Raw genomic sequence first — 24,662 nt, 5'->3', positions numbered from 1 at the left:
TCACCGCGGTGCGGTGACGGTGTCAGCCACGCCCATAGACCGTGGTGCCCGTCGAAGGTGCAGCCTACACCGGCTGAGCCAGGTCGCACTGTGATGACGGGCTCAGCCAAGATAGCCCAAGCGCAGCAGATAGTGCAGGACGGCGTAGGCGCCCAACAGCAGCAACCCCCCGAAGAACAGGCGGCGGAACAGGCGCTCGTCGAGTCGCTGGCGCACGCGCTGGCCCAGATCCATGCCCGCGAGGGCCGGTAGCAGCAACAGGCTTGAGGCATCCAGTTGCTCGACCGCCAGTCCGTTCTGCCACCAGAGGCCCACCAGCAGGGCCAGGGTGGCGACGGTGAAGGTCAGGCCAAGGGCTTCGATCAGGTGCTCCTTGGCCAGCGCCAGGCTTTGCAGATAGGGCACCGCCGGCAGTACGAAGACCCCGGTCATGCCGGTGATCAGGCCGGTGACGAAGCCTACCAACGGGCCGAGCCTGCCCTCATGGCGACCCGGTACGGGCAGGCGCCAGCCCGTCCAGCCGATCAGGCCATAGGCGACCAGCACCGCGCCCAGCCCGGCGGCGAGTCCGGCGCCATCACCCCGGGTCAGCAGCGGGATGCTGAGCAGGGTGCCCGGCACCAGCGCCAGTTGCAGCGGCAGCAAGCGCTTGAGTGTCTGCCAGGGGGAGGGACCGGCACAGAACTGCCAGACGTTGGTCAGCAAGGAGGGGATCAACAGCAGGGCAGCGGCCTCGGCTGGCGTCATCAGCAGCGCCAGCAGGCTCATGGCGACGGTGGGCAGGCCCAGGCCGAGCACGCCCTTGGTCAATCCCGCGAGCACGAAGATCAGGATACAGAGCAGCAGGGTCATGAGCCTCTCCTTCGCTGGAGGCGTTACCATGCGGCCCGGGACCAAGGGTGAGAAGCCGGGATTGGCGAAGGCTGCCTACGGTCGGCACAGAGGCTTCCAACGATGCGCTACGACCTGCTCGACCTGCGTCTGTTTCTCCATGTCGTGGAGGCGCGCAGCATCACCCTGGGCGCCGAGCGGACCCACCTGGCACTGCCCTCGGCCAGTGCCCGCATCAGGGCTCTGGAAGATAGCCTGGGCACGCCCCTGCTGATCCGGCATGCCCGGGGCGTGCGCCCCACGCCAGCCGCCCGGACCCTGGAGCGCCACGCCCGGGCGATCCTGCAGCGCTTGGACGAGATGGACCAGGATCTCGCCGGCGCGATGGCGGGCAGCCGTACGCGGGTGCGCCTGCTGGGCAACGGCGCGGCGGTAATGGAGCACCTCGATGACCCCCTGGCCAGTTTCCTCCAGGCGCAGCCCAGGGTAGACGTGGACGTCGAGGAGTTGCCCAGCCCGCGCATCGTGCTGGCGTTGCGTGAAGGTCGTGCCGATCTGGGGATCTTCGTTGCGGCGCCGGGTGTGGAAGGGCTGCAGGTCCGGCCGTTCCGGGATGATCCTCTGGTGCTGGTCGCGGCACCGGGCAGCTTGCCGTTCACGGACGGCGAGGCGGTCGACTTCGCCGGACTGCTCGAGCAGCCCTTCGTCGGCCTGTCCCGCGGCAATGCCTTGCAGTTGCACGTGGAAGCCCAGGCGGCCCAGTGGGGGCGGGAGCTGGCGATCCGTATTCGGGTGCCGAGTCCGGTCCAGGCCTGTACCCTGGTCGCCCGCGGGCTAGGCATCGCCATCCTGCCGGCTGCGAGCCTGGCCCGGGCAGGACGGGGGTTGGCGTTGGCCAGTCATCCGCTGGGCGATGGCTGGGCCCGTCGCGAACTGGTGGTGGGCTGTCGGGATTTCGCCGAGTTGTCGCCAGCGGCGAAAGCCTTGCTGGAGGTACTGGTGGGGGAGGCGGAGCGATACGGCTGAGCGACGACCCGGCTTCGGTCGAGGACGGGTCGTCGCCACGTATCAGCCGCGCAATTTTTCCAGCAGCTGATGGTTGGGATAGCCGTCGGCAGGCCAGCCCTGGGATTGCTGGTAGGCGCGGATGGCCTTGCGGGTGTTGGCGCCGATGATGCCGTCGGCGCTGCCCGGATCCAGGCCGAGGGCAGCCAGGCGTTGTTGCAGTTCGACTCGCTCGCTGCGACTCAACGGCAGGTCGTCGGTGGGCCAGCTGGCGGCGATCTGCCCGGCATCGCGATAGCGCTCCGAGAGCAGCGCCACGCCCAGGGCGTAGGACGTCGAGTTGTTGTACTTGAGGATGGTACGGAAGTTGTTGAAGACCAGGAAGGCTGGGCCGCGATACCCGGCAGGAAGCAGCAGCGAGGCGCTGTCGCTCGGTTGGGCGGCTGGTTGCGGCAGGTCGAGCCCCTGGATACCGAGGGCGGTCCATTCGGCCAGGGTCTTGCGCACGCTCATGTCGGCCAGGCTGTAGTCGAAATTGGCCGGCACCCGGACCTCGTAGCCCCAGGGCTTGCCATCCTGCCAGCCGGAGGCCTTGAGGTAGTTGGCGGTGGAGGCCAGGGCGTCGGCGGTGGAGCCCCAGATGTCGCGGCGACCGTCGCCATCGAAGTCCACCGCGTACTGGTCGTAGGTGGTGGGAATGAACTGGGTCTGGCCCATGGCGCCGGCCCAGGAGCCGATCATGCGGTCGGCGGTGACGTCGCCGTGCTGCAGGATGCCGAGGGCGGCGATCAGTTGATCCTGGGCGAAGTCCGGACGGCGACCTTCGTAGGCGAGGGTGGCCAGCGAACGGATCACCCCCTTGTTGCCCATGTTGTTGCCGTAGTTGCTTTCCATGCCCCAGAAGGCCACCAGCCGCGCCGGTTCGATGCCGTAGCGGGCTTCCAGGGCAGCCAGCAGGCCAGCCTGCTGGATGATCAGGCTCTTGCCGTTGCGTACCCGCAGCGGCGAGACGGCGGTGTTCAGGTATTCCCACACCGGCTTGGTGAATTCCGGCTGGCTGCGATCGGCAGCGATCACCGCCGGATCGGGTTCGACGCCGACGAAGGCCTGGTCGAAGATGTTCGCCGAGATCCCCCGGCTTAGGGCCAGGGCGCGAAAGCGGTTACGCCATTGCTCGAAGCTTTCGTCCGGCTGCGGCATGGCTTCGGCGGCCGTGGCCGGTGCCGTCGTGGCGGATGCAGGAGCGGGCGAAGCGGGAGAGGAGGGCGTCGCAGCTGGCGTGGACTGGTTCTGGGCGCAGGCGGCCAGGGCGGCGGTCAGCAGGGTGACCAGGGTACCGGCGAGCAGGCCGCCAGTCTTGAATCCGCGGGATTTCCCGAGTTGCATCTGTCTCCACCGGACGTCTAGGCAGGAAGGGGCACCTTAGCACGCCCCGGCTCACGGCGTCTGGTAGCCGCCTTTTCAGGCCGCCAGAAAGACCGAAGCCTTCTCGTCGTTGAACGAGAAGGCTTCGCGGCGGTAGCTGCCTTTGCCCTTGGCGGGCTTTTCCTGGCGGGGGCGATAACGGGGATCGCTGACGAGGACCTTGGCCTTGTTGGGGCCGCGACTGTATTTCTTGGCCATGGATGCGTGCTCCGGTGGGATGGATACTACCCCTAGGGGCACGCCAGTGTAGTGCAAGGGCCAGCCGTTACAAGGGCTTGCCCAGGGCCAGTCGCTTGCCGGCGAGTTGCAGGGCGAGGCTGGTCAGGGTCAGCCAGACGTCACCGGGCGCCTGGCCCTTGATCTGTTCGTCGGCGACCTGGGCATCGCGCAGCAGGGCTTCCAGGCGGCGGGCGCCGTGGCGCTGCAGGGCGCGGGTCATCAGGGGACGACGCTTGTCCCATACCGGCGGCTTGACCTGGGTGAAGGCGCGCTCCAGCGGCGTGCCGCTTTCCTGCAATTGCGCCAGGTTGGCCAGCAGCCGTATCTCTCGGGCCAGGGCCCAGAGCACCACGGCCGCTTCCACGCCTTCGCCGCGCAGCCCTTCGAGAATGCGCAGGGCGTGGGCCGCGTCACCGGCGAGGGCGGCGTCCAGCAGGCCGAAGACGTCGTAGCGGGCGCTGTCGGCCACCGAGGCGCGCACCGTCTCGGCATCCACCTGGGAGCCCTCGGTGAGCAGGCGCAGCTTCTCGATCTCCTGGGCGGCGGCCAGCAGGTTGCCCTCTACCCGTTCGGTGATCAGGTCGACGGCCTCGGGGGTGGCGGCCAGGCCCAGGCGCGACAGGCGCTGGTTGATCCACTGGGGCAACTGCGCCAGTTCCACCGGCCAGATCTGCACGAATTGCGCCTGGTCGTGCTCCAGCAGGGCCTTGGCCCATTTGGTCTTCTGGGCGGCGGCATCGAGCCGCGGCAGGCTGATGAGCAGCAGGGTGTCCTCGGCGGGACGGGCCAGGTAGTCGAGCAAGGCAGCGGAACCCTTGTCGCCCGGCTTGCCGGTGGGCAGGCGCAGTTCGAGGATGCGTTTCTGGGCGAACAGCGACAGGCTGGCCCCGGCTTCGTAGAGGCGGCCCCAGTCGAAACTGGCGTCGACGTCGAAGACCTCACGCTCGTCGAAGCCCTGGGCACGAGCGGCACCGCGGATGGCGTCGCTGGCTTCCTGGCAGAGCAGGGGTTCGTCACCGCTGACGGCATAGACGGCGGCCAGGGAGCCCTGGAGCTGCTTGCCCAGCTGGTTGGCGTTGAGTTTCATGATGGGCCGTGACGGCAGCCCGGAGCCTGGCGGCTCCGGGCGCGGCGCTTAGCGCGCGGGGGTGGGGATATCGATGGGCGACTGCTGCGGCGGCGCGGATTCGCGGGCGCGGCGCTCGGCTTCGGCCTGGGCGGCAGCGCGGGCGTCGGCATCGCGCTGCAGCTTGTCCAGGTGCTCCGGCGTCAGGGCCTGCAGGCGAGCGGCCAGCTGCTGTACCAGTTCGCGACGCATCTCGCGGCGCAACTGGTCCTTCTGCTGCTCGGAACCGACGATGTTGTTCTGGTCGGTCACGTAGTAGCGCTGGGTTTCCAGGTAGTCACTGACCAGCACGGCCTGGTTCTTGCCAACGATGGTGTAGGGCTGGCGGGTGGTCAGCTCGACCTCGGCGCTACGCGCGCCGCTGGTGTAGCTGGCGGTACGCTCGCTCTGGCCTTCGCCACCCAGGTCCAGGGTGTAGGGTGCACCGGAGGAGACCCGGACGTGGGCATCCTCGAGCATGTCGCGTACTTCCTTGACGGTCTGGCCATAGGCGTCGCGGGCCGTCAGGTTCAGTTCGGTAATGCTCAGGCGCGTTTCGCCGGTGCCGCGCAGCTGGAAGCCGCAGGCAGTCAGTAGGGTCGCCAGGCCGACTACCGCAAGGCCGGGGAGAATCCGTTTCTTCATCTGTTGTCTGCTCCGTTCGCGTGTCTTAGTTGGCGACGATGTTGACCAGTTTACCCGGGACCACGACGACCTTGCGGATGGTCAGACCCTCGGTGAAGCGTGCCACGTTCTCGTTGGCACGGGCGGCGGCCTCGATGGCCTCGCGGCTGGCGTCGGCCGGTACTTCGATCTGGCCGCGCAGCTTGCCGTTCACCTGGATGACGATCTGCAGGCTGTCCTGCACCAGGGCGCTTTCGTCCACCTGCGGCCAGCGGGCGTCGATGACCGCATCGCTGTGGCCCAGCTGCTGCCAGAGACCGTGGGCGATGTGCGGGGTGATGGGGGCCAGCAGCAGGGTGACGGCCTCCAGGCCCTCCTGCAGCAGACGGCGATCGGTGTCGCTGTCCTGGGCGGCCTTTTCCAGCACGTTCATCAGGGTCATGACCGCGGCGATGGCGGTGTTGAACTTGTGGTGCTGACCGATATCCTGGCTGGCCTGACGGATGGCCAGGTGGATGGCGCGACGCACCTCCTTCTGGGTCGGCGACAGCTCGCCAAGGGTGCCAGCGCTCGGCAGGCCCTGGGCGACGTGGGCCTGGGCCAGGCGCCAGACGCGGCGCAGGAAGCGGCTGGCGCCCTCGACACCGGAATCGGACCATTCCAGGCTCATGTCGGGCGGCGAGGCGAACATCATGAACAGGCGGCAGGTGTCGGCGCCGTACTGGTCGATCATCGCCTGGGGGTCGACGCCGTTGTTCTTCGACTTGGACATCTTCTCGACGCCGCCGATTTCCACCGGCTGGCCGTCGCTCTTCAGCCGCGCGCCGATCACCTTGGCCTTGGCATCGCGTTCCACCTCGACATCGGCCGGGTTGAACCAGTCCTTGCTGCCGTTGGGGTTGGTCCGGTAGTAGGTCTCGGCCACCACCATGCCCTGGGTCAGCAGGTTCTCGAAGGGCTCGTCAGAGTCGATCAGGCCCTGGTCGCGCATCAGCTTGTGGAAGAAGCGCGAGTAGAGCAGGTGCAGGATGGCATGCTCGATGCCACCGATGTACTGGTCGACCGGCAGCCAATAGTTGGCTTCTTCCTTGTCCAGCATGCCACCGGTGAAGTTCGGCGAGGCGTAGCGGGCGAAGTACCAGGAACTCTCGACGAAGGTGTCCATGGTGTCGGTCTCGCGGCGGGCCGGCTGGCCGTTGCGCGGATCGACGGTCTCGTAGAATTCCGGCATGCGCGCCAGGGGCGAGCCGGCGCCGTCGGGCACCACGTCCTCGGGCAGCACCACCGGCAATAGGTCGGCCGGCACCGGGATGTCGACGCCGTCGTCGCCGTGGATGATCGGAATCGGGCAACCCCAGTAGCGCTGGCGGCTGATGCCCCAGTCGCGCAGGCGGAACTGGGTACGCGGCTGGCCCAGGCCCTTGGCCTGCAGGGCCGCGCCGATGGCGTCGAAGGCGGCGTCGTAGCTGAGACTGTCGTAGGCGCCGGAATTGATCAGGAAGCCGTCCTTGCTGCCGTACCAGTCCTTCCATTGCACCGGGTCGAACTGGTAGCGCTCGTATTCCTCGGGGCTGAAGTCGTCCGGGTTGGCCAGCACCTGGGTGGCCTCGGCGGTATCCACCACCTGGACGATGGGCAGGTTGTACTTGTTGGCGAATTCGAAATCACGCTCGTCGTGACCGGGCACGGCCATGACCGCGCCATCGCCGTAGTGCATCAGCACATAGTTGGCGACCCACACCGGCAGTTGAGCGTCGGTCAGCGGGTGACGGACGAACAGGCCGGTATCCAGGCCCTTCTTCTCCTGCGTGGCGATGTCGGCTTCGGCGACGCCGCCGCGCTTGCACTCGTCGATGAAGGCCTGTAGCTCGGCATTGCCCTGGGCGGCCTGGGTGGCCAGCGGATGTTCCGCGGCCACGGCGACGTAGGTGGCGCCGAGCAGGGTGTCGGGGCGGGTGGTGAAGACCTTCAGGGTGCCTTCGGCGCCGATGCTCGCCTGGTCATAGGGGAACTGGACCTCCATGCCGCGGGACTTGCCGATCCAGTTGCGCTGCATGGTCTTGACCTGCTCGGGCCAGCCGGGCAACTGGTCCAGGGAGTTCAGCAGCTCTTCCGCATAGTCGGTGATGCGGAAGTAGTACATGGGGATCTCGCGCTTCTCGATCAGCGCGCCACTGCGCCAACCGCGGCCGTCGATGACCTGCTCGTTGGCCAGTACGGTCTGGTCCACCGGATCCCAGTTCACCGTGCCGTTCTTGCGGTAGATGATGCCCTTCTCGAACAGCTGGGTGAACAGCCACTGCTCCCAGCGATAGTAGTCGGGCTTGCAGGTGGTGACCTCACGGGACCAGTCGATCGCCAGGCCCAGGCTCTGCAGCTGGGACTTCATGTAGGCGATGTTCTCGTAGGTCCACTTGGCCGGGGCCACGCCGTTCTTCATGGCGGCGTTCTCGGCGGGCATGCCGAAGGCATCCCAGCCCATGGGCTGCAGCACGTTCTTGCCCAGCATCCGCTGGTAGCGCGCGATGACGTCGCCGATGGTGTAGTTGCGCACGTGCCCCATGTGCAGCTTGCCGCTGGGGTAGGGGAACATCGACAGGCAGTAGAACTTCTCCTGGCCCGGGCGCATGGTGGCCTTGAAGGACAGATTCTGGTCCCAGAAGGACTGGGCGGCGGCTTCTATTTCGCGGGGCTGATAGTGTTCGTGCATGGGCGTGTCGAGGGCTGCAGAGGCGTTTGATCAAGCCGCCAAGCATACATGACCCCCCGAGCGCGGGGAAATGTCCTAGTCCGCCGCTTGCTTCGCACTCCGGGGGAGGCAGGGTTGGAAGGGCCGTACTAGGCTGATCAAACGTCCGTTCAATTATCCGGGAGGATGATCGCCATCATGGGAAAGTTTCGACGCGAGTCCGAAAAGCTGCCCGTCGACGTACGCCTGCAGCGACGGCTGGCCCTGGCCCTGGATGAAGCCGCGACCCAGGAAAGTCTCTATGATGAGATATGTGTTGATGTAGAGCTGAGTGGTCTCACTACGGATGAATACCGCTTGCTACAACTATGGCTTACTAGGCATCAACGCGCCTTAGGTAGCGTGTTCCCTCCGAAAGAGATTTCTTCTGTCCGTAAGGTGCCTTCACTAAACTAGAGCCCTATCGGCCTTATCGGGTCGTATGACTTGTGGAGGCCTGATGGGACTGCGCTATTTGTTCAAGCATCTATTGTTGCCACCTGCTGGCTTGCTTTTGCTGATCTTGTTGGGCTGGTGGCTACGTCGACGCTATCCCCGCTTAGGGTTGAGCTTTTTCCTGCTTGGTTTGCTTGGCTTCTGGTGTAGTAGCCTTCCGGTAGTCGCAGAAGGACTCGCGCGACTACTGGAGAGTGATCCGCCGTTGGCCCAGACGCGCTGGCCAGAGCTGTCTCAAAATGTCCAAGCTATCGTAGTACTTGGTGGAGGAAGAGAGGCGGAAGATCCAGGGTGGGAGGGGGATGCGGCCAGCCCTCAAGCTGTAGAGCGACTGCGCTACGCAGCGCGAATGTCCAAAGCTAGCGGCCTGCCAGTGCTAATCAGTGGTGGCTCACCCTATGGGCGGCCGCTAAGCGAGGCAACTTTGATGGTAGAGGTAATGGAGCATGACCTAGGTGTGCCGGTTCGCTGGCAAGAGGGGAGCAGTCGCACTACTTGGGAGAATGCCACGTTCAGTGCTCCTCTGTTGCATTCAGCCGGAGTACAAAAAGTGGTGTTGGTGACTCAGGCGTACCACATGGCACGTGCTCGCTGGTGCTTCGAACGTCAAGGTTTTGAGGTTGTGGCCGCTCCTATAGGCTTTACCTCCGGGGCTGAAACGCTGCCATTTGGTGGGTGGCTTCCGGAGGCCAGTACGCTTGAGCAGGTCAACAAACTACTCAAAGAAGCCGCCGGCCTACTACTCTATCCGCTGGCCTATCGTTGAGTGACTACCCGCGGCGTCGGCTCGGCCCTGTCCTGCCGACGCAGCACCAGACCCCACAGCAGCACCAGGGCGGAGAAGATCGCCAGCGGCCAGAGGCGGTAGTGCAGGTAGGGGGTCAGGCCGTCCATGGGCACCACGGTGCCCTGCAGCACGCCGACCTGGTAGGCCGGGATCTGCTGGCTGATCCGACCGAAGGGGTCGACCAGGGCGGTGATGCCGTCGTTGGTGACCCGTACCAGCCAGCGACCGCTTTCCAGTGCACGCATCTGCGCCATCTGTAGGTGCTGCTTGGGACCGATGGACTTGCCGAACCAGGTGTCGTTGCTGATGGTGAGCAGCAACTGACTCTGGGTCGCCAGGTCGGCGACGAATTCCGGATAGACCACCTCGTAGCAGATGTAGGGCGCCACGCGGTAGCCCTTCACCAGCAGTGGCTGCTGGTGCTCGGGGCCTCGGACGAAGTCGGACATGGGCAGATCGAAGAAGCCGATCAGGCCGCGCAGGTAGTCCTGCAGGGGTACGTACTCGCCGAAGGGCACCAGCTTCTGCTTGTAGTAGGTACCTGAGCCATTGCCGACCGCGGTGATGCTGTTGAAGTAGCGCGAATCACCATTGGCATCGCGCTCGCGGTCAGGCAGGCCGGTCACCAGGGCCCCGCCATGGGCCGCCACCTGGGCGCCTTCGGCGGCGAGGAAGTCACCGACGTATTCACGCAGCACGGGGATGGCGTTTTCCGGCCAGACCACCAGGTCGGCATCGGTCTGCTCGGCTGTATGGTCACGATAGAGCGCCAGGGTGGCGCGGGCATGGTCGGGATTCCACTTGAGTTCCTGGGCGATGTTGCCCTGGACTCCGGCGACCTTGAGCGGTGCACCGGCCGGGTGCGTCCAGACCTGCCCTTTGAAGACATCACCGGCCACCCAGGGCAGGGCGACCAGTACCAGGGCTGCGATCAAGGCCAGCGGGCGCAGGATCAGTCGGGGCGCGTTGACCAGCAGCGCTGCGGTGAAGGCCAGCACTGCCGAGATCAGCCAGACGCCACCGAGGGGGGCCAGGCCCTGCAGCGGACCGGTCAGCTGGCTGTAGCCAAGGAACAGCCAGGGGAAGCCGGTCAGCGCCCAACTGCGGAACAGTTCCAGGGCGAACCAGAAACCGGCGAAGGTGAGGGCATCGCCCAGCGGTGCCTGGTTGCGTCTCAGGCACAGGGCCCAGAGCCAGGCGGGCAGGGCGAAGAACAGTGCGATGCCGGCGCTGAAGCCCAGGGTGAGAAACAGTGCCAGGGGCGTCGAGGCGGCGCCGTAGGTGTGGATGCTGACGTAGATCCAGCTGGTGCCGGCGAGGAAGGCGCCGAACCCGTAGCACCAACCCCGCAGGAAGGCGCGCCAGGCGCCGAGGCCCTTGAGGCCAAGGTAAAAGAGACCGGCGGACAGCAGCGCCAGCGGCCAGATATTGAAGGGGGCCAGCGCCAGGGGCGTGAGGGCACCGGCGAACAGCGCCAGAAGGTTGCCCTTCCAGCCAGGTTGAGAGATCCAGCGCATCGAAAATCCTTGGTCCGATCGAGGCTGCGCAAGCTTACTCGTCGGCGCGGGGGAGTGCCAAAGGCGCGTGAGGGAGAGAGCGAGGCAGGTCGCAGTTGGGGGAGGGGGAGAAAAGCGATCGCGGCCATGGCGGTCCGCCGATGCGGCCGCTCCTGCAGTAATGTCCGTGCCTGTAGGAGCGGCCCATGGCCGCGATGCGATCGATAGCGTGTTGCCCTCGCCCCAGGGGAGAGGGGGTAGGCGCCGTGCTAGCGATTGACCGGGGTGACCCGCAGCAGATGGATGCGGCGGCCGTCGGCGTTGAGCACGCGGAAGCGGAAGTCGTCGATCACCGTTTCCTCGTTGCGCTTGGGCAGATGGCCCAGGCGATTCATCACCAGGCCACCAGCGGTGTCGGCCTCCGGGTCGGCGAAGCGGGTTTCCAGGGTTTCGTTGAGGGTCTCGATGGGGGTGAGCGCCTTGACCACGAAGTCGCCATTGGGCAGCGACTTGATGAAGCTCTCTTCCTCCACGTCGTGCTCGTCCTCGATCTCGCCGACGATCTGCTCCAGTACGTCCTCGATGGTCACCAGGCCGGCGACGCCGCCGTATTCGTCCACCACGATGGCCATGTGGCTGTGGGTGGAGCGGAATTCGCGCAGCAGCACGTTGAGGCGCTTGGACTCGGGGACGAAGGTGGCCGGGCGCAGCACTTCCTTGAGATCGAAGGTGCGCTCCGGATCCAGCAGCAGCGGCAACAGATCCTTGGCCAGCAGCAGGCCGAGCACATCGTCGGGGCCGTCGCCGATCACCGGGTAGCGGGAGTGGGCGGCCTCGATCACTGCCGGCAGGAATTCCGCCGGGGTCTGGTGGGCGCGGATACTGATGATCTGCGAGCGCGGCACCATGATGTCGCGCACCTGCAGGTCGGCCACCGAGATGGCGCCCTCGACGATGGATAGCGCCTCGCTGTCGAGCACCTTGTTCTCGTGGGCTTCGCGCAGCAGTTCCAGCAGTTCCTGGCGGCTCTTGGGTTCATGGGCAAAGGCCTGGACGATGCGTTCCAGCCAGGAACGATGCCCATTGCCTGATCGATCTTCGTTCATGTGTGTGTCATTCACCGTAGGGATCGGGGTAGCCCAGTTCTGCGAGCAATTGGCGTTCCAGTTCTTCCATCTCCTCGGCTTCGTCATCTTCCAGATGATCGTAGCCGAGCAGGTGCAGACAGCCGTGGATGACCAGGTGCGCCCAGTGCGCTTCGGCAGGCTTGCCTTGCTCGGCGGCCTCGCGGGCGACCACGGGAGCGCAGATCACCAGGTCGCCGAGCAGGGGGATGTCGAGAAATTCGTCCGGCACGTCGGCCGGGAAGGACAGCACGTTGGTGGCGTAGTCCTTGTGCCGCCAGGTTCGGTTCAGCTCGCGGCCCTCGTCTTCGTCCACCAGGCGGATGGTGAGTTCCGAGTCACCCTGGCGGGCGCGCAGGGCCAGTTCGCACCAGCGGCGTAAGTCCGGCTCCTCGGGGAGGTCGGCCGCCTCGCTGGCGACCTGGACGTCCAGTTCAATCGCCATGGCGATCCTCTGCGTTGCCGCGCGGCTGAGCCTGCAGCGCCTCGAAGCGGTCGTAGGCCTCGACGATGCGCTGCACCAGCGGGTGGCGCACCACGTCCTTGGACTCGAAGTGGGTGAAGCCGATGCCGGGGACGTCGCGCAGGACCTCGATGACGTGCTTGAGGCCCGACTTGGTGCCGCGCGGCAGGTCGACCTGGGTGACGTCACCGGTGATCACGGCGGTGGAGCCGAAACCGATACGGGTCAGGAACATCTTCATCTGCTCGAGGGTGGTGTTCTGACTTTCGTCGAGAATGATGAAGCTATTGTTGAGGGTACGGCCACGCATGTAGGCCAGCGGCGCGACCTCGATGACCTGGCGCTCGATGAGCTTGGCCACCTGCTCGAAACCCAGCATCTCGTAGAGGGCGTCGTACAGCGGTCTCAGGTAGGGGTCGATCTTCTGCGCCAGGTCGCCGGGCAGGAAGCCGAGCTTCTCGCCGGCCTCCACCGCCGGGCGCACCAGCAGGATGCGACGGATCTGCTCGCGCTCCAGGGCGTCCACGGCACAGGCCACGGCCAGGTAGGTCTTGCCGGTACCGGCCGGGCCTATGCCGAAGTTGATGTCGTGATCGAGGATCGACTTGACGTAGCGCTGCTGGTTGGCACCGCGGGGGCGGATCATGCCCTTCTTGGTGCGCAGGGCCACGCTGGTGTCGCCGCCGCGATGCTCCTGCTGCAGGACTTCCAGGCCGGATTCCTGCAGATAGAGGTGCACCAGTTCCGGGGCCACCGGGGTGCCGCTGGCGGTCTCGCGATAGAGGCGCTGCAGGAGGTTCTGGGCGGCGCGGGTGCGCTCGGGATCGCCGACCAGTTCGAACTGGTTGCCGCGGTTGCGGATCTCGATGCCGAGACGGCCTTCGAGCTGGCGCAGATTTTCGTCGAGCTGGCCGCACAGGTTGGCGAAGCGGTCGGCATCGAAGGGTTCGAGGGTGAAGTGCTGGAGCGTCTGGGGGGTATTCAAGGTGAGCTGGGGGCCCTTTGGCTTGGCTTTACGAAAACTTGACGTAGCTTGAGAGTAACCTGGGTCGCGCCCTTGGCAAAGGGCGCGTGCGACCATCCATCAGGCCAGCGCGGCGGCGACCGGCGGACGTGCACCGCTGGCGACAGGGGCCAGCAGGGTGCCGCGCAGGGAGTGCGGCAGGGCCTCGTCGATGTGTACCTGGACGAACTGGCCGATCAGGCTGGCATCGCTGCAACGGAAGTTGACGATGCGGTTGTTCTCGGTGCGGCCCTGCAGCATGCCCGGGTCGCGCTTGGAGAAGTCGCTGACCAGGATGGTCTGGACGCTGCCGGCCATGCGCCGGCTGATCTCGAAGCCCTGTTGGTGGATGCGCGTCTGCAGGATCTGCAGGCGCTGCTTCTTGACCTCGTCGGGGGTGTCGTCGACCAGGTCTGCCGCCGGGGTACCGGGGCGGGCGCTGTAGATGAAGGAGAAGGAGAAGTCGAAACCGACGTCCTCGATCAGCTTCATGGTCTGTTCGAAGTCCTTCGCGGTCTCGCCGGGGAAGCCGACGATGAAGTCCGAGCTGATGCAGATGTCGGGCACCGCCGCCTTGAGCTTGCGGATGCGCGACTTGTATTCCAGCGCCGTGTGGTTGCGCTTCATGGCCGCCAGGATGCGATCCGAGCCGGCCTGCACCGGCAGGTGGACGAATTTCACCAGTTCCGGGATCTCGGCGTGGGCCTGGATCAGGGCGTCGGAGAATTCCAGCGGGTGCGAGGTGGTGTAGCGGATGCGGTCGATGCCGTCCACCGCGGCCACCACGTAGAGCAGTTCGGCGAAGTCGGCGATGCGGCCGTCGCCGGTGGCGCCGCGATAGCCGTTGACGTTCTGGCCCAGCAGGGTCACCTCGCGCACGCCGTGCTCGGCGAGGTGGATGATCTCGGCCAGGACGTCGTCCAGTGGCCGGCTGACTTCCTCGCCACGGGTGTAGGGCACCACGCAGAAGGTGCAGTACTTGCTGCAGCCTTCCATGATGGAGACGAAGGCGCTGGGGCCGTCGATGCGCGGCTCGGGCAGGCGGTCGAACTTCTCGATCTCGGGGAAGGAGATGTCCACCTGGGGCGCGCGGGTGGTGCGCGCGGCGTCGATCATCTCCGGCAGCCGGTGCAGGGTCTGGGGCCCGAAGACCACGTCGACATAGGGCGCGCGGTCGCGAATGGCAGCGCCTTCCTGACTGGCCACGCAGCCACCGACACCGATCACCAGGTCGGGATTCTCCAGCTTGAGTTCGCGCCAGCGGCCGAGCTGGGAGAACACCTTCTCCTGGGCCTTCTCACGGATCGAGCAGGTGTTGAGCAGGATGACGTCGGCCTCGGCCGGATTCTGGGTGACTTCCAGAGGCTCACGCTCGCCGAGCAGGTCGACCATGCGCGACGAATCGTATTCGTTCATCTGGCAGCCATGGGTTTCGATGTAGAGCTTCTTGGACATGCGCGGCGAGGAGTCGGTGGCGAGTGGACCGCGCATTATAATGATGGCCTTCCGGACGGGGAAGAGCCGCCCGGAAGGGTGCAGCGGTGCTGGCCTGCATTGCGGGAGGGCAGGGCGCGCGGCAACTGGTCGTCCCGGCTGTCGTCCGGGCAGGCCCGTGCTATGCTCGCCGCCCCTTTTCTTTCGTGAATCCTGCACCCGTCCATGAGCTCATCCCCCAGCAAGCCGGCCATCTACAAGGTCATCTTCGTCAACCAGGGCCAGGTCTTCGAGATCTACGCCAAGCAGATCTTCCAGAGCGATCTCTGGGGCTTCCTGGAAATCGAGGAATTGGTGTTCGGCGAGCGCACCCAGGTGGTGGTGGACCCGAGCGAGGAAAAGCTCAAGGCGCAATTCGAAGGGGTGGTGCGCAGCTTCGTGCCCATGCACTCGATCATCCGCATCGATGAAGTGGAGCGCCTGGGGCAGCCCAAGATCAGCGAGGCCAAGGGCGGCACCAACGTCATGCCGTTCCCCATGCCAATGCCCGACAAGAGCTAGGGATTGCTGAGGCCGCCTGGGTCGGCTGAGCTACGTAGGAAGGCTAGTTCGGCGGCGGCTGGAAGGGATTCAGGTTGCCGGCGGTCTGCATGTCCTGCAGGTAGTCGCGGAAGATCTGGCCCAGCACCTGGGTGGCCATCTCCAGTTCGTCGCGACGCATCTGGGCACTGACCAGGTCGGCGGTGTCCATGGCTTCGTCGTTGCCGTTGATGGCAGCCATCTTCAGCACGATATAGGCCTGGATGTTGTTCGGCGGTACGCCTTCGCCGCGGAAGAACATGTTGCCGAGTCGATTCTGCGCATCGGCATTGCCCTTGAGCGACGCCTGTTCGAACCACTGGCGGGCCTGGTTGAGATCCTTGGGCGTCTGCTTGCCTTCGTAGTAGAAGTCACCGAGCTCGTACTGCGCCTGGGCGTCACCATCATGGGCGATCTGTTGGCAACGGGCGATCGCCTGCGCCAAGGCTTCGTTGGCCAGATTCAGGTTGCACCGGCTGGTGCTGGGGACGAGCAGGGAGTTGCCACCGGCCCAGGAGGCCAGGGGCAGCAAAAACAGGGCTGCGCAGAGGATACGACCAGCGCGGTGCATGAAGCGCCTCCACAATCGAGGCAGGTTCTAAGAACCCGGCCGGCGAAACGCGCCGACGTCTCATTATGGGTCAAGCCGCCGCACGCTTTCAAAACCTTTACGCGTTGCGGTGGAACTTTTTCATCTGTGACGCCGGCCTATCAACTAATTGTGAGGCCGGCGCAGCAGAGAGGTTCCGTAACCGAGACGGATGGTACCTAGTCCTTGAAGGTGGCGAAGGCACGCTCGGCAGCATCCAGGGTGATGCGCAGCTCCTCGTCGCCATGGGCGATGGAGGTGAAGCCGGCTTCGAAGGCGCTGGGTGCCAGGTACACGCCGCCGTCCAGCATCAGGTGGAAGAAGCGCTTGAACCTGTCGCTGTCGCTGGCCATGACGTCGCTGAAGGTGACGATGTCCTCGGCGCCGCTGAAGTACAGGCCGAACATGCCGCCCGCCTGGGTGGTGACGAAGGGCACGCCGGCGGCATCGGCGCGATCCTGCAGGCCCTGCAGCAGGCGCGTGGTGTAGTCGGTCAGCTCGGCGTGGAAGCCGGGGCGGCGGATCAGTTGCAGGGTGGTGAGACCTGCGGCCATGGCCAGTGGATTGCCCGACAGGGTGCCGGCCTGGTAGACCGGGCCGAGCGGGGCGATCTTTTCCATGATCTCGCGCTTGCCACCGAAGCAGCCGACCGGCATGCCGCCGCCGACGATCTTGCCGAAGGTGGAGATATCCGGGCGGATGCCGTAGTGCTCCTGGGCACCGCCGAGGGCGACACGGAAGCCGGTCATGACCTCGTCGAAGATCAATACCGCGCCGTACTGGTCGCAGAGGCGGCGCAGGCCTTCCAGAAAGCCCGGCGCGGGCGGTACGCAGTTCATGTTGCCGGCCACCGGCTCGACGATGATGCAGGCGATCTCGTCGCCGACCTTCGCCAGTGTCTCTTCGACCTCGGCCAGGTCGTTGTAGGCCAGGGTCAGGGTGTGCTGGGCGAAGGCCGCCGGCACGCCGGGGGAGCTGGGCACGCCCAGGGTCAGGGCGCCGGAGCCGGCCTTGACCAGCAGGCTGTCGGAGTGGCCGTGGTAGCAGCCCTCGAACTTGATGATGGTGTCGCGCCCGGTGTAGCCGCGCGCCAGGCGGATGGCGCTCATGGTGGCCTCGGTACCGGAGCTGACCATGCGCACCATGTCCATGGACGGCACGATCTCGCAGATGAGCTCGGCCATGGTGGTTTCCAGGGCGGTCGGCGCGCCGTAGGAGAGGCCGTGTTCCAGCTGCCGACGCACGGCGTCGAGCACGTCCGGATGGCTGTGGCCGAGGATCATCGGTCCCCAGGAGCCGACGTAGTCGACATAGCGCTTGTCATCCTCGTCGACGATGTAGGCGCCCTGGGCGTGCTTGAAGAACAGCGGCGTGCCGCCGACGCTCTTGAAGGCGCGGACTGGTGAGTTGACGCCACCGGGAATGTGGCGCTGGGCTTGGTCGAAGAGTTGGGCGGAGCGGGACATAGGGGTCTCCTTGAAAGAGGGATCAGGCCGTGAACAGCTGGGCGAAGGCGCGCGCGCGGCGCTCCACTTCGCCGGCGCTGGCGGCGGAGAACAGGGTGTGGACGACGGCGAGCAGATCGACGCCGCGCTCGAGCAGGCGCGGGGCGTTGTCCAGGGTGACGCCGCCGATGGCGCAGAGCGGCAAGGTGAAGCGACTGCGCGCCTGGTCGAGCAATTCCAGGGGCGCCGGGGGTGCATTCGGCTTGGTGCTGGAGGCGAAGAAGCGGCCGAAGGCCAGGTAGCTGGCACCGGCCTGGGCCGCGCCCTCGGCGAGTTCCAGGCTGGCGTGACAGGTGCCGCCGATGATGGCGTCCACACCCAGGTCGGCGCGGGCCGCGGCCAGGGAGCCGTCTCCCTGGCCCAGGTGCAGGCCGACGCCCAGCTGGCGGGCCAGGGCGAGGTCGTCATTGATGATCAGGCTGGCGCCATGCTGCCGGCAGAGTGCGGCCAGGGCGGCGGCCTCGTCCTGGCGGCGGCTGGCGTCCTGCGACTTGTCGCGATACTGCACCAGCCGGGCTCCGCCTTGCAGGGCGGCTTCGACATAGGGCAACAGGCGACCCTCGGCGAGCATGGCGCTGTCGGTGATGGCATAGAGGCCGCGCAAGGTGCTCATGAGCAGAAATCCAGCGGCAGCCGGCGCGGCACGTATTGGCCGCGGCCGGGGCGTTCGGCGTCCCTCAGGGTCCGCCAGGTATAGTCCAGGGCGCTGCGCACGGCGCTGGGCAGGGCTTCGCCCAGGGCCAGGCGCCCGGCCAGGGTACTGGCCAGGGTACAGCCGGAGCCGTGGTAGCTGCCGGGCAGCCGCTGGCAGACGTGGGTCTCGCAGCGACCGTCGCGGTCATAGAGACGGTTGTGCACCTCGTGTTCTTCACCGTGGCCGCCAGTGATCAGCAGATTCGCGCAGAAGGGGAGCAGGCGCTTGGCGCATTGCTCCGGGGTGCCCTCGGGCAGCTCGGCGAGGATGCGCGCCTCCGGCAGATTGGGGGTGGCGATGGTGGCGCGCGGCAGCAGCCGTTCGCGGATGGCGTAGCCGACTTCGTCCTTGCCCAGGGCGCCGCCACCGCCGGCACGCAGCACCGGATCGCAGACCAGAGGTACGCCAGGCAGGGCTTCCATGATCTCCAGCACCGTCTCGACCATCTCCACCGAGCCGAGCATGCCCAGCTTGACCGCCGCCACCGGCAGATCGGCGATGATCGCCCGGGCCTGGGCCAGTACCCACTCGCGATCCAGTACCCGGAAGTCCTGGACGTCGACGGTGTCCTGCACGGTCAGGGCAGTGACCGCCGGGGCCGCGTGGCAACCCTGGGCGAGCAGGGCTTCGATATCGGCCTGCAGCCCGGCGCCGCCACTCGGATCGTGGCCGGACAGGCAGAGGACGACGGGACGTTGGGGTTCGAGGGTCATGGACGTCAGCCTAGCAAAAGGAAAGGAGGCGCAGCGGCCGGGCGGCGCAGGGAGTGGCACCCTACAACGACCTTGCGCCCCGCGCCACCCGTTGACATGGGACCCGGCGCGGGACGAAGGAACTCCGCGGCCGGTTGGGTAGCCGATATACTGCAGCTTTGCTCGGGAAAGGCGGTTCTCATGGCGTTGTGGCGGTTGTTGCGTGATTTCTTCCTCCGCCAACGGCGTGCCTACGGGACCGCCATCCTCTGCCTGCTGGGCGTCGGCCTGCTCAACCTGACCCTGCCCTGGTGGATCGGCAAGGCCATCGATGCCTTGCGCGCGGGCGAGCTGGATCAGACCGGCCTGCTCTGGCGCGTCGCCCTGATCGTGGCGGTCGGCTGTGGCCTCTATGTGCTCCGCTATCAATGGCGGGTGCGGTTGTTCGGCACCTCCTACCAGGTCGGCGTGGAACTGCGTGACGCCTTCTTCGCCAAGCTGGCACGTCTCGATCCCGGCTTCTTCCAGTCCAGTCGCACCGGTGACCTGCTGGCCCGCGCTACCCAGGACATCGACGCCGTGGAAACCGCCGCGGGCGAAGGAGTGCTGGCCAGTTTCGACGGCATGCTGACCCTGCTGCTGGTGCTGCTGGCCATGTTCATCGGCATCGATGCGCCTCTGGCGGCCCTGGCGCTGTTGCCCTTTCCCTTCATGGCCTGGGGCTTCTATAGAGTGGCGCGGCGGGTGCAGCAGCGCTTCGGCCTGGCGCTGGCCGGCTTTTCCGCCCTCAACGACCGCACCCAGGAGGCCCTCAGCGGCCTGCGCATGCTGCGCCAGCACGCGTTGATCGAGGCCGAACTGGACGACTTCGACGCCCGCGCCCGCAGCGTGGCCAGGGCCGACTACCAGGTGCAGCGCACCGAGGCACGCTACGAGCCGATCATCTTCGTCGCTCTGAGCTGCGCTACCCTGCTGACCCTGGTCATGGGCAGCTGGCGCTATCTGGATGGTCACATCACCCTCGGCCAGCTGACCAGCTTCAGCCTCTACCTGGTGCAGCTGATCTGGCCGATGTTCGCCATCGGCTGGTGCTTCAACCTGCTGCAACGCGGCGAAGCCGGGGCGCGGCGACTGGAAGAGGTGTTCGCGGTGCCCGAGCGCATCCGCGACGAGGGTACCCAGACGCCGCCGGACCAGGCCGATCTGTCGGTCTATATCCCGGCCTTCACCTATCCCCAGGCACGCCAGCCAGCCTTGCAGGACGTGGTCATCGACCTGCCCGCGGGCGATACCCTGGGCATCGTCGGCGCCACCGGCAGCGGCAAGAGCACCCTGCTGCGCCTGCTGCTGCGCCAGTTCCCGCTGGAGCAGGGCTGCATCCGCCTGGGCGGGGTGCCGCTGGAGGACTATCGACTGGCCGACCTGCGCGCCCAGTTCGCCTATGTGCCCCAGGACCCCTTCCTCTTCGCCCGCACCCTGGGCGAGAACGTCGCCCTCAGCCGACCCGATGCCACCGCTGGCGAAATCCGCGAGGCCCTGGATGCCGCCGCCTTCGGTACGGACCTGGCGGCCCTGCCGCAAGGCCTGGACACCCCGGTGGGCGAGCGCGGCCTGACCCTCTCGGGTGGCCAGCGCCAGCGGGTGGCCCTGGCCCGGGCGCTGCTGTCGCCAGCGCCCATCCTGCTGCTGGACGACACCCTCTCGGCGGTGGATACCGCCACCGAAGTCCGGCTGCTGCGCACCCTCGCTGGCTTGCAGGGGCGTACCACCCTGATCGTCAGCCACCGCCTCTCGGCCGTCCAGCAGGCCGACGAGATCATCGTGCTCGACCAGGGCAGCCTGGTCGAGCGGGGTCGCCATGCCGAATTGCTCGCCGCGGGCGGCCTCTATGCCCGACTGTGGAATCTGCAGCAGGCAGAGGAGGCCGGCCAATGACCAGGACGCGTGTGCTCTCGCTGCTGCTCAAGCCGGTACTGGCCAATCCACGCAAGCTCGCCGGTACCCTGGCGATCCTGGTCCTGGCGACGCTGTTCGATGTGCTGGGGCCCTGGCTGACCAAGCACTATCTGGACAACTACCTGGTGCCCCACGACCTGCGTCTCTGGCCGCTGGTGGGCCTGGTGGCGGCCTATGTGGTCTCCCAGGGCCTGGCCGCCTATGGCCGCTACCTGCAATCGCTGAGATTCGCCGAGATCGCCATGGACGTGGTGCTCTTGCAGCGGCGGCGGCTGTTCCGCCATGTGCTGAGCCTGCCGCAGAGTTTCCATGACCGCACTGCCACCGGCGAGCTGGTGGCGCGGGTGACCAACGACACCGATGCCCTGCGCGAACTCTATGTGGCCTTTCTCGGCAACATGGTCGGCAACATCGTGCTGCTGATCGGCATCCTGGTGGCCATGGCATTGCTGGACGTGCGGCTGATGGCCATTGCCGTGCTGCTCATCCCGGCGGCCATGCTGATCGTCTGGGCCTACCAGAGATACAGCGGCGCCGCCGCCATGGAGGTCAGGATGCTGCGCGCCGAGCAGAGCGCCCGGTTGGGCGAGGCGATTGGCGGCATGGGCCTGCTGCAGGCCTTCAACCAGACCGACCGCTTCCGCGCGGATTTCCAGCGGCTGAACCAGGCCCAATACGGCGCCCGCATGCGCACCATCCGCGTCTCCGGGCTGTTGTTGCGCTCGGCGCTGGACCTGGTCAGCGTGGCGGTGCTGGGGATACTGCTGCTGGTCTACGGGATGGGGCATCTGGAGGGCGGCGCCCAGATCGGCGTGCTCTATGCCTTCGTCACCTACCTGGGGCGGGTGACCGAGCCGCTGATGGACATCACCCAGAGATTCAACCTGTTCCAGCAGGCCACCGTAGCCGGCACCCGCTTGCTGCACCTGCTGGAAGAAAAGCCGGCGCTGCGCGGCGAAGACGACCGGCCCATAGAGACCGCGCACTTCCACCTCGACGGCGTGCGCTTCCGCCATGCGGGTGCCGGTCATGACACCCTGCACGGCATCGACCTGGACATCCCTCCAGCTACCTTCCTCGGCATCGTCGGCCCCACCGGCAGCGGCAAGTCGACCCTGCTCGATCTGCTCGCCGGGCTGCAGCCGGTCACTGGCGGTCTCCTCTGCCTGGACGGTCGCGAACTGGGCAGCCTGACCCCGGAGGTGCTGGGCGCGGCCCTGGCCAGCGTGCCCCAGGAGCCCTTCATCCGCTCCAGCAGCCTGAGGGACAACCTCCTGCTGGGCAGCCAGGTATCGGATGAGCGCTTGCGCGAGGCCCTGGCCGCCGCCCACCTGGACGATCTGGTGTCGCGCCTGCCCGAGGGCCTGGACACCCTGCTGGGCGAACGCGGCTTCACCCTGTCCACCGGCGAGCGGCAACTGCTGGCCCTGGCCCGGGCGCTGCTGCGCGAACCCAAGGTGCTGTTGCTCGACGAGGCCACCGCCAGCATCGACAGCGCCACCGAGGCGCGGTTGCAGGGCGCGCTGGACGAGTTGCGCGGCCAGGTCACGCTGATCGTGGTGGCGCACCGGCTCTCCACCATCCGCCACGCCGACCGCATCCTGGTGCTGCGCGATGGGCGCAAGGTGGAGGAGGGCAGTCACGAGGATTTGTTGCAACGCCCCGAGGGGCACTATCGCCGACTGTGGGAGCAGCACGCCCAGGGGGAAAAGATCCTTTAGCGGCCTAAGTCGTTGTCACGTGGGGGTGTTAGGGTGTCAGCTATAGCCTGCGTCCCAACAAGGAAACCCGCATGACCTCCGTACCCGAGGATTTCACCACCGTTGCCACGGCCAGCGAGGCGGTCGACCGTCTCGCGGCGCTGCACCAGGAAGCTACCCAGGCCCTGGGTGCGGCCCTCAAGCGCTATCTCAAGGATCGCGTCGAACCCAGCGTGGCCGAGCGGGAGCTGTTCCGCTATCCCGAGATCCGCATCCGCTATCGCGCACCCGGCGTGCCGCCGGCCACCACCCGCGCCTATGCCAAGATCCAGCTGCCCGGTACCTACGTGGCCACGGTCACCCATCCGGCGGCCTTCCGCGGCTATCTGCTGGAGCAGCTCGAACCCCTGATGCGCGACTACGACGTCCAGGTCGAGATCGGTCGCAGTCGCCAGGACATCCCCTATCCCTATGTAGTGGAGCAGGGCGACGAACTGGCCGGCAGTGGCGTGACCGCCGCCGAGCTGGCGCGGGTCTTTCCCAGCACCGATCTCTCCGCCGCCCACGACGACATCGCCGACGGCCACTACGACTGGGAGCGTATCGATCCACTGCCGCTGGCGCTGTTCGACGCCGCCCGCACCGATTTCTCGCTGCGCCGCATCGTCCACTACACCGGCAGCGACTGGCGCCACGTGCAGCCCTGGATCCTGCTGACCAACTATCATCGCTACGTCGACCAGTTCATCCAGCATGGCCTGGAGCAGCTGCGCAGCGATCCGCGCTTCGTGCGCCTGGTGTTGCCGGGCAACGTGGTCATCGAGCGCGATATGGACCCCAGCGAGGCCCAGGCGGTCATCGCCGCCATCGCCTGGCACCGCTTCCAGATGCCGGCCTACCACCTGATCGCCAGCGATGGCCATGGCATCACCCTGGTCAACATCGGCGTCGGGCCGTCCAACGCCAAGAACATCACCGACCACCTGGCGGTGCTGCGCCCGCACTGCTGGCTGATGATCGGCCACTGTGGCGGCCTGCGGCAGTCGCAGACCATCGGCGACTACGTGCTGGCCCACGCCTACATGAGGCGCGACGGCATCCTCGACCGCGTGGTACCGCCGCACATCCCCATCCCGGCCCTGGCCGAAGTGCAGGTGGCGCTGCAGGAAGCCGCCGCCAGCGTGACCGGCGAACGTGGCGAAGCGCTCAAGCGACGCCTGCGTACCGGCACCGTGCTGACCTACGACGACCGCAACTGGGAGCTGCGCTGGGCCCAGGAGCGCCCGCTGATCAACCTGGCCCGCGCCGTGGCGGTGGACATGGAGAGCGGCACCATCGCCGCCCAGGGCTATCGCCTGCGGGTGCCCTATGGCACCTTGCTGTGCGTGTCCGACAAGCCCCTGCACAGCGAGATCAAGCTGCCGGGCTCGGCCAACGCCTTCTATGCGCGTGCGGTGAGCCAGCACCTGGCCATTGGCATCGCTGCCCTGGACCAGTTGCGCACCCAGCTCGACTCCCTGCACTCGCGCAAGCTGCGCAGCTTCGACGAGCCGCCGTTCCGCTAGGGCGTCGATAGTGGGCGTGTCGGGCTTCGCTGTGCTCAACCCTACGTACGGACAGCGATGATTCAGGACCGACGGAAGCCGATAGTCGCTGGGATGACCCCCTCTCCCTCTGGGAGAGGGCTGGGGGTGAGGGTGCCCCCGGCAACGAATGCCCAGTGGAAAAGGCTGCGCCGTTTTCCACGCTACGGTGCTAATGGAGGCCGAGCGTCGCTCGGATGGCCCTGGAGTAAGATCGTCCTTGCAGCCATGCTTCCATGGAAAAACTGCGCCGTTTTCCATGCTACGGTGCCAAGGGACTGATCGCGGCCATGGCGGTCCGCCGGTGCGGCCGCTCCCACAGCACTCCCGGGGACTTTGTTGATCGCGGCCACGGGCCGCTCCTACAGGGGGTGATGCTTTTGTAGGAGCGGCCCATGGCCGCGATAGCACAACTCCACCGTCAAGACCCACCGATGGCGTTGTCCGGCATCTTGATTCTCCGCTTGGAAACCCCCTGTCATCGACCCATCGGAACATCTTGTCGCCTGCTCCGGTCGGTTGCAGGAGGGGGGTGAGTCCGCAGGCGTCACCGTTCGGTAAAGATCATGGATTTAACATTGATCTCTGAGGCGTCTGGCCCTAAAGTTCGCGCCCGAACGTCCATGCTGGAAACGATCCATCCGGCTCAAGTACCGACGACGAG

At 66.5% G+C, this 24,662-nt stretch carries 21 protein-coding genes; 6 read left to right on the top strand and 15 right to left on the bottom strand.

The window, feature by feature from the left end:
* Window positions 1-102 precede the first annotated feature (102 nt).
* Window positions 103-852 carry a sulfite exporter TauE/SafE family protein gene (locus RND78_RS04070; RefSeq protein WP_312726285.1) on the bottom strand — a complete coding sequence of 250 codons (750 nt, stop codon included), beginning with the start codon at window positions 850-852 and terminating at the stop codon, window positions 103-105.
* A 102-nt stretch (window positions 853-954) separates the two neighbouring features.
* On the opposite strand from RND78_RS04070, the gene RND78_RS04065 reads away from it, so the two are divergent.
* Complete coding sequence (locus RND78_RS04065) at window positions 955-1,857, top strand: LysR family transcriptional regulator (RefSeq protein WP_312726283.1); 903 nt, start codon at window positions 955-957, stop codon at window positions 1,855-1,857.
* 42 nt (window positions 1,858-1,899) lie between these two features.
* Here RND78_RS04065 and RND78_RS04060 read toward each other — a convergent pair whose 3' ends face one another.
* The 5 genes from RND78_RS04060 to leuS form a co-directional block, all read right to left on the bottom strand.
* Window positions 1,900-3,222: a lytic murein transglycosylase gene (locus RND78_RS04060; RefSeq protein ID WP_312726282.1), complete on the bottom strand. Its 1,323-nt coding sequence runs from the start codon at window positions 3,220-3,222 to the stop codon at window positions 1,900-1,902.
* Window positions 3,223-3,297: 75 nt separating this feature from the next.
* A complete protein-coding gene (gene arfA, locus RND78_RS04055; RefSeq protein ID WP_312726280.1) occupies window positions 3,298-3,459 on the bottom strand; it encodes an alternative ribosome rescue factor ArfA in 162 nt (53 codons plus the stop codon).
* A gap of 67 nt (window positions 3,460-3,526) precedes the next feature.
* Complete coding sequence (gene holA / locus RND78_RS04050) at window positions 3,527-4,567, bottom strand: DNA polymerase III subunit delta (RefSeq protein ID WP_312726278.1); 1,041 nt, start codon at window positions 4,565-4,567, stop codon at window positions 3,527-3,529.
* 48 nt (window positions 4,568-4,615) lie between these two features.
* Complete coding sequence (lptE, locus tag RND78_RS04045; protein WP_312726276.1) at window positions 4,616-5,230, bottom strand: LPS assembly lipoprotein LptE; 615 nt, start codon at window positions 5,228-5,230, stop codon at window positions 4,616-4,618.
* A 25-nt stretch (window positions 5,231-5,255) separates the two neighbouring features.
* Window positions 5,256-7,919, bottom strand: a complete 2,664-nt coding sequence (leuS, locus tag RND78_RS04040) for a leucine--tRNA ligase (RefSeq protein WP_312726274.1) — start codon at window positions 7,917-7,919, stop codon at window positions 5,256-5,258.
* Between the two features lie 478 nt (window positions 7,920-8,397).
* On the opposite strand from leuS, the gene RND78_RS04035 reads away from it, so the two are divergent.
* A complete protein-coding gene (locus tag RND78_RS04035) occupies window positions 8,398-9,159 on the top strand; it encodes a YdcF family protein (protein WP_312726272.1) in 762 nt (253 codons plus the stop codon).
* On the opposite strand, the gene lnt is transcribed toward RND78_RS04035, so the two are convergent.
* The 5 genes from lnt to miaB form a co-directional block, all read right to left on the bottom strand.
* On the bottom strand, window positions 9,150-10,697 hold the full coding sequence (gene lnt, locus RND78_RS04030; RefSeq protein ID WP_312726271.1) for an apolipoprotein N-acyltransferase: 1,548 nt from the start codon (window positions 10,695-10,697) through the stop codon (window positions 9,150-9,152). The genes RND78_RS04035 and lnt overlap by 10 nt on opposite strands.
* A 248-nt stretch (window positions 10,698-10,945) precedes the next feature.
* The gene (locus RND78_RS04025; RefSeq protein ID WP_312726270.1) at window positions 10,946-11,782 is read right to left on the bottom strand and encodes a transporter associated domain-containing protein; all 837 of its coding nucleotides are present in this window, start codon (window positions 11,780-11,782) and stop codon (window positions 10,946-10,948) included.
* A 7-nt stretch (window positions 11,783-11,789) separates the two neighbouring features.
* On the bottom strand, window positions 11,790-12,245 hold the full coding sequence (gene ybeY / locus RND78_RS04020) for an rRNA maturation RNase YbeY (protein WP_312726268.1): 456 nt from the start codon (window positions 12,243-12,245) through the stop codon (window positions 11,790-11,792).
* Window positions 12,235-13,248, bottom strand: a complete 1,014-nt coding sequence (locus RND78_RS04015; RefSeq protein ID WP_312726267.1) for a PhoH family protein — start codon at window positions 13,246-13,248, stop codon at window positions 12,235-12,237. The genes ybeY and RND78_RS04015 overlap by 11 nt, the downstream gene beginning before the upstream one ends.
* Window positions 13,249-13,347: 99 nt before the next feature.
* Window positions 13,348-14,721 (bottom strand): tRNA (N6-isopentenyl adenosine(37)-C2)-methylthiotransferase MiaB, encoded by a 1,374-nt coding sequence (gene miaB, locus RND78_RS04010; RefSeq protein ID WP_312726556.1) that lies wholly within the window; start codon window positions 14,719-14,721, stop codon window positions 13,348-13,350.
* A gap of 204 nt (window positions 14,722-14,925) precedes the next feature.
* Here miaB and RND78_RS04005 point away from each other — a divergent pair, with 204 nt between their 5' ends.
* Window positions 14,926-15,261, top strand: coding sequence for a DUF1820 family protein (locus RND78_RS04005; protein ID WP_058762196.1), 336 nt, complete (start codon window positions 14,926-14,928; stop codon window positions 15,259-15,261).
* Between the two features lie 43 nt (window positions 15,262-15,304).
* On the opposite strand, the gene RND78_RS04000 is transcribed toward RND78_RS04005, so the two are convergent.
* The 4 genes from RND78_RS04000 to RND78_RS03985 all read right to left on the bottom strand — a co-directional run bounded on the left by RND78_RS04000 (window position 15,305) and on the right by RND78_RS03985 (window position 18,780).
* A complete protein-coding gene (locus RND78_RS04000; protein ID WP_312726265.1) occupies window positions 15,305-15,850 on the bottom strand; it encodes a tetratricopeptide repeat protein in 546 nt (181 codons plus the stop codon).
* A gap of 197 nt (window positions 15,851-16,047) precedes the next feature.
* Complete coding sequence (gene hemL, locus RND78_RS03995) at window positions 16,048-17,334, bottom strand: glutamate-1-semialdehyde 2,1-aminomutase (protein WP_312726263.1); 1,287 nt, start codon at window positions 17,332-17,334, stop codon at window positions 16,048-16,050.
* Between the two features lie 22 nt (window positions 17,335-17,356).
* A complete protein-coding gene (thiE, locus tag RND78_RS03990; protein WP_312726260.1) occupies window positions 17,357-17,986 on the bottom strand; it encodes a thiamine phosphate synthase in 630 nt (209 codons plus the stop codon).
* Window positions 17,983-18,780: a hydroxymethylpyrimidine/phosphomethylpyrimidine kinase gene (locus RND78_RS03985; RefSeq protein ID WP_312726259.1), complete on the bottom strand. Its 798-nt coding sequence runs from the start codon at window positions 18,778-18,780 to the stop codon at window positions 17,983-17,985. The genes thiE and RND78_RS03985 overlap by 4 nt, the downstream gene beginning before the upstream one ends.
* A gap of 180 nt (window positions 18,781-18,960) precedes the next feature.
* Between RND78_RS03985 and RND78_RS03980 the strand changes: the two genes are divergently transcribed.
* The 3 genes from RND78_RS03980 to amn all read left to right on the top strand — a co-directional run bounded on the left by RND78_RS03980 (window position 18,961) and on the right by amn (window position 23,980).
* Window positions 18,961-20,694, top strand: coding sequence for an ABC transporter transmembrane domain-containing protein (locus RND78_RS03980; RefSeq protein ID WP_312726257.1), 1,734 nt, complete (start codon window positions 18,961-18,963; stop codon window positions 20,692-20,694).
* Window positions 20,691-22,436: an ABC transporter transmembrane domain-containing protein gene (locus tag RND78_RS03975; protein ID WP_312726255.1), complete on the top strand. Its 1,746-nt coding sequence runs from the start codon at window positions 20,691-20,693 to the stop codon at window positions 22,434-22,436. The genes RND78_RS03980 and RND78_RS03975 overlap by 4 nt, the downstream gene beginning before the upstream one ends.
* A gap of 71 nt (window positions 22,437-22,507) precedes the next feature.
* The gene (gene amn / locus RND78_RS03970; protein WP_312726253.1) at window positions 22,508-23,980 is read left to right on the top strand and encodes an AMP nucleosidase; all 1,473 of its coding nucleotides are present in this window, start codon (window positions 22,508-22,510) and stop codon (window positions 23,978-23,980) included.
* Window positions 23,981-24,662 lie beyond the last annotated feature (682 nt).

Source organism: Pseudomonas oryzihabitans (assembly GCF_032027545.1).
Lineage (GTDB): Bacteria > Pseudomonadota > Gammaproteobacteria > Pseudomonadales > Pseudomonadaceae > Chryseomonas > Chryseomonas oryzihabitans_F.
The sequence above is the reverse complement of the archived record's forward strand: the minus strand, read 5'-3'. Positions and strand labels throughout refer to the sequence as shown.

Excerpts from the sequence above, each read along its gene's own strand:
- RND78_RS04070 (WP_312726285.1), bottom strand. The coding sequence starts at position 852 with ATGACCCTGCTGCTCTGTATCCTGATCTTCGTGCTCGCGGGATTGACC.
- RND78_RS04065 (WP_312726283.1), top strand. The coding sequence starts at position 955 with ATGCGCTACGACCTGCTCGACCTGCGTCTGTTTCTCCATGTCGTGGAG.
- RND78_RS04060 (WP_312726282.1), bottom strand. The coding sequence starts at position 3,222 with ATGCAACTCGGGAAATCCCGCGGATTCAAGACTGGCGGCCTGCTCGCC.
- arfA (WP_312726280.1), bottom strand. The coding sequence starts at position 3,459 with ATGGCCAAGAAATACAGTCGCGGCCCCAACAAGGCCAAGGTCCTCGTC.
- holA (WP_312726278.1), bottom strand. The coding sequence starts at position 4,567 with ATGAAACTCAACGCCAACCAGCTGGGCAAGCAGCTCCAGGGCTCCCTG.
- lptE (WP_312726276.1), bottom strand. The coding sequence starts at position 5,230 with ATGAAGAAACGGATTCTCCCCGGCCTTGCGGTAGTCGGCCTGGCGACC.
- leuS (WP_312726274.1), bottom strand. The coding sequence starts at position 7,919 with ATGCACGAACACTATCAGCCCCGCGAAATAGAAGCCGCCGCCCAGTCC.
- RND78_RS04035 (WP_312726272.1), top strand. The coding sequence starts at position 8,398 with ATGGGACTGCGCTATTTGTTCAAGCATCTATTGTTGCCACCTGCTGGC.
- lnt (WP_312726271.1), bottom strand. The coding sequence starts at position 10,697 with ATGCGCTGGATCTCTCAACCTGGCTGGAAGGGCAACCTTCTGGCGCTG.
- RND78_RS04025 (WP_312726270.1), bottom strand. The coding sequence starts at position 11,782 with ATGAACGAAGATCGATCAGGCAATGGGCATCGTTCCTGGCTGGAACGC.
- ybeY (WP_312726268.1), bottom strand. The coding sequence starts at position 12,245 with ATGGCGATTGAACTGGACGTCCAGGTCGCCAGCGAGGCGGCCGACCTC.
- miaB (WP_312726556.1), bottom strand. The coding sequence starts at position 14,721 with ATGTCCAAGAAGCTCTACATCGAAACCCATGGCTGCCAGATGAACGAA.
- RND78_RS04005 (WP_058762196.1), top strand. The coding sequence starts at position 14,926 with ATGAGCTCATCCCCCAGCAAGCCGGCCATCTACAAGGTCATCTTCGTC.
- RND78_RS04000 (WP_312726265.1), bottom strand. The coding sequence starts at position 15,850 with ATGCACCGCGCTGGTCGTATCCTCTGCGCAGCCCTGTTTTTGCTGCCC.
- hemL (WP_312726263.1), bottom strand. The coding sequence starts at position 17,334 with ATGTCCCGCTCCGCCCAACTCTTCGACCAAGCCCAGCGCCACATTCCC.
- thiE (WP_312726260.1), bottom strand. The coding sequence starts at position 17,986 with ATGAGCACCTTGCGCGGCCTCTATGCCATCACCGACAGCGCCATGCTC.
- RND78_RS03985 (WP_312726259.1), bottom strand. The coding sequence starts at position 18,780 with ATGACCCTCGAACCCCAACGTCCCGTCGTCCTCTGCCTGTCCGGCCAC.
- RND78_RS03980 (WP_312726257.1), top strand. The coding sequence starts at position 18,961 with ATGGCGTTGTGGCGGTTGTTGCGTGATTTCTTCCTCCGCCAACGGCGT.
- RND78_RS03975 (WP_312726255.1), top strand. The coding sequence starts at position 20,691 with ATGACCAGGACGCGTGTGCTCTCGCTGCTGCTCAAGCCGGTACTGGCC.
- amn (WP_312726253.1), top strand. The coding sequence starts at position 22,508 with ATGACCTCCGTACCCGAGGATTTCACCACCGTTGCCACGGCCAGCGAG.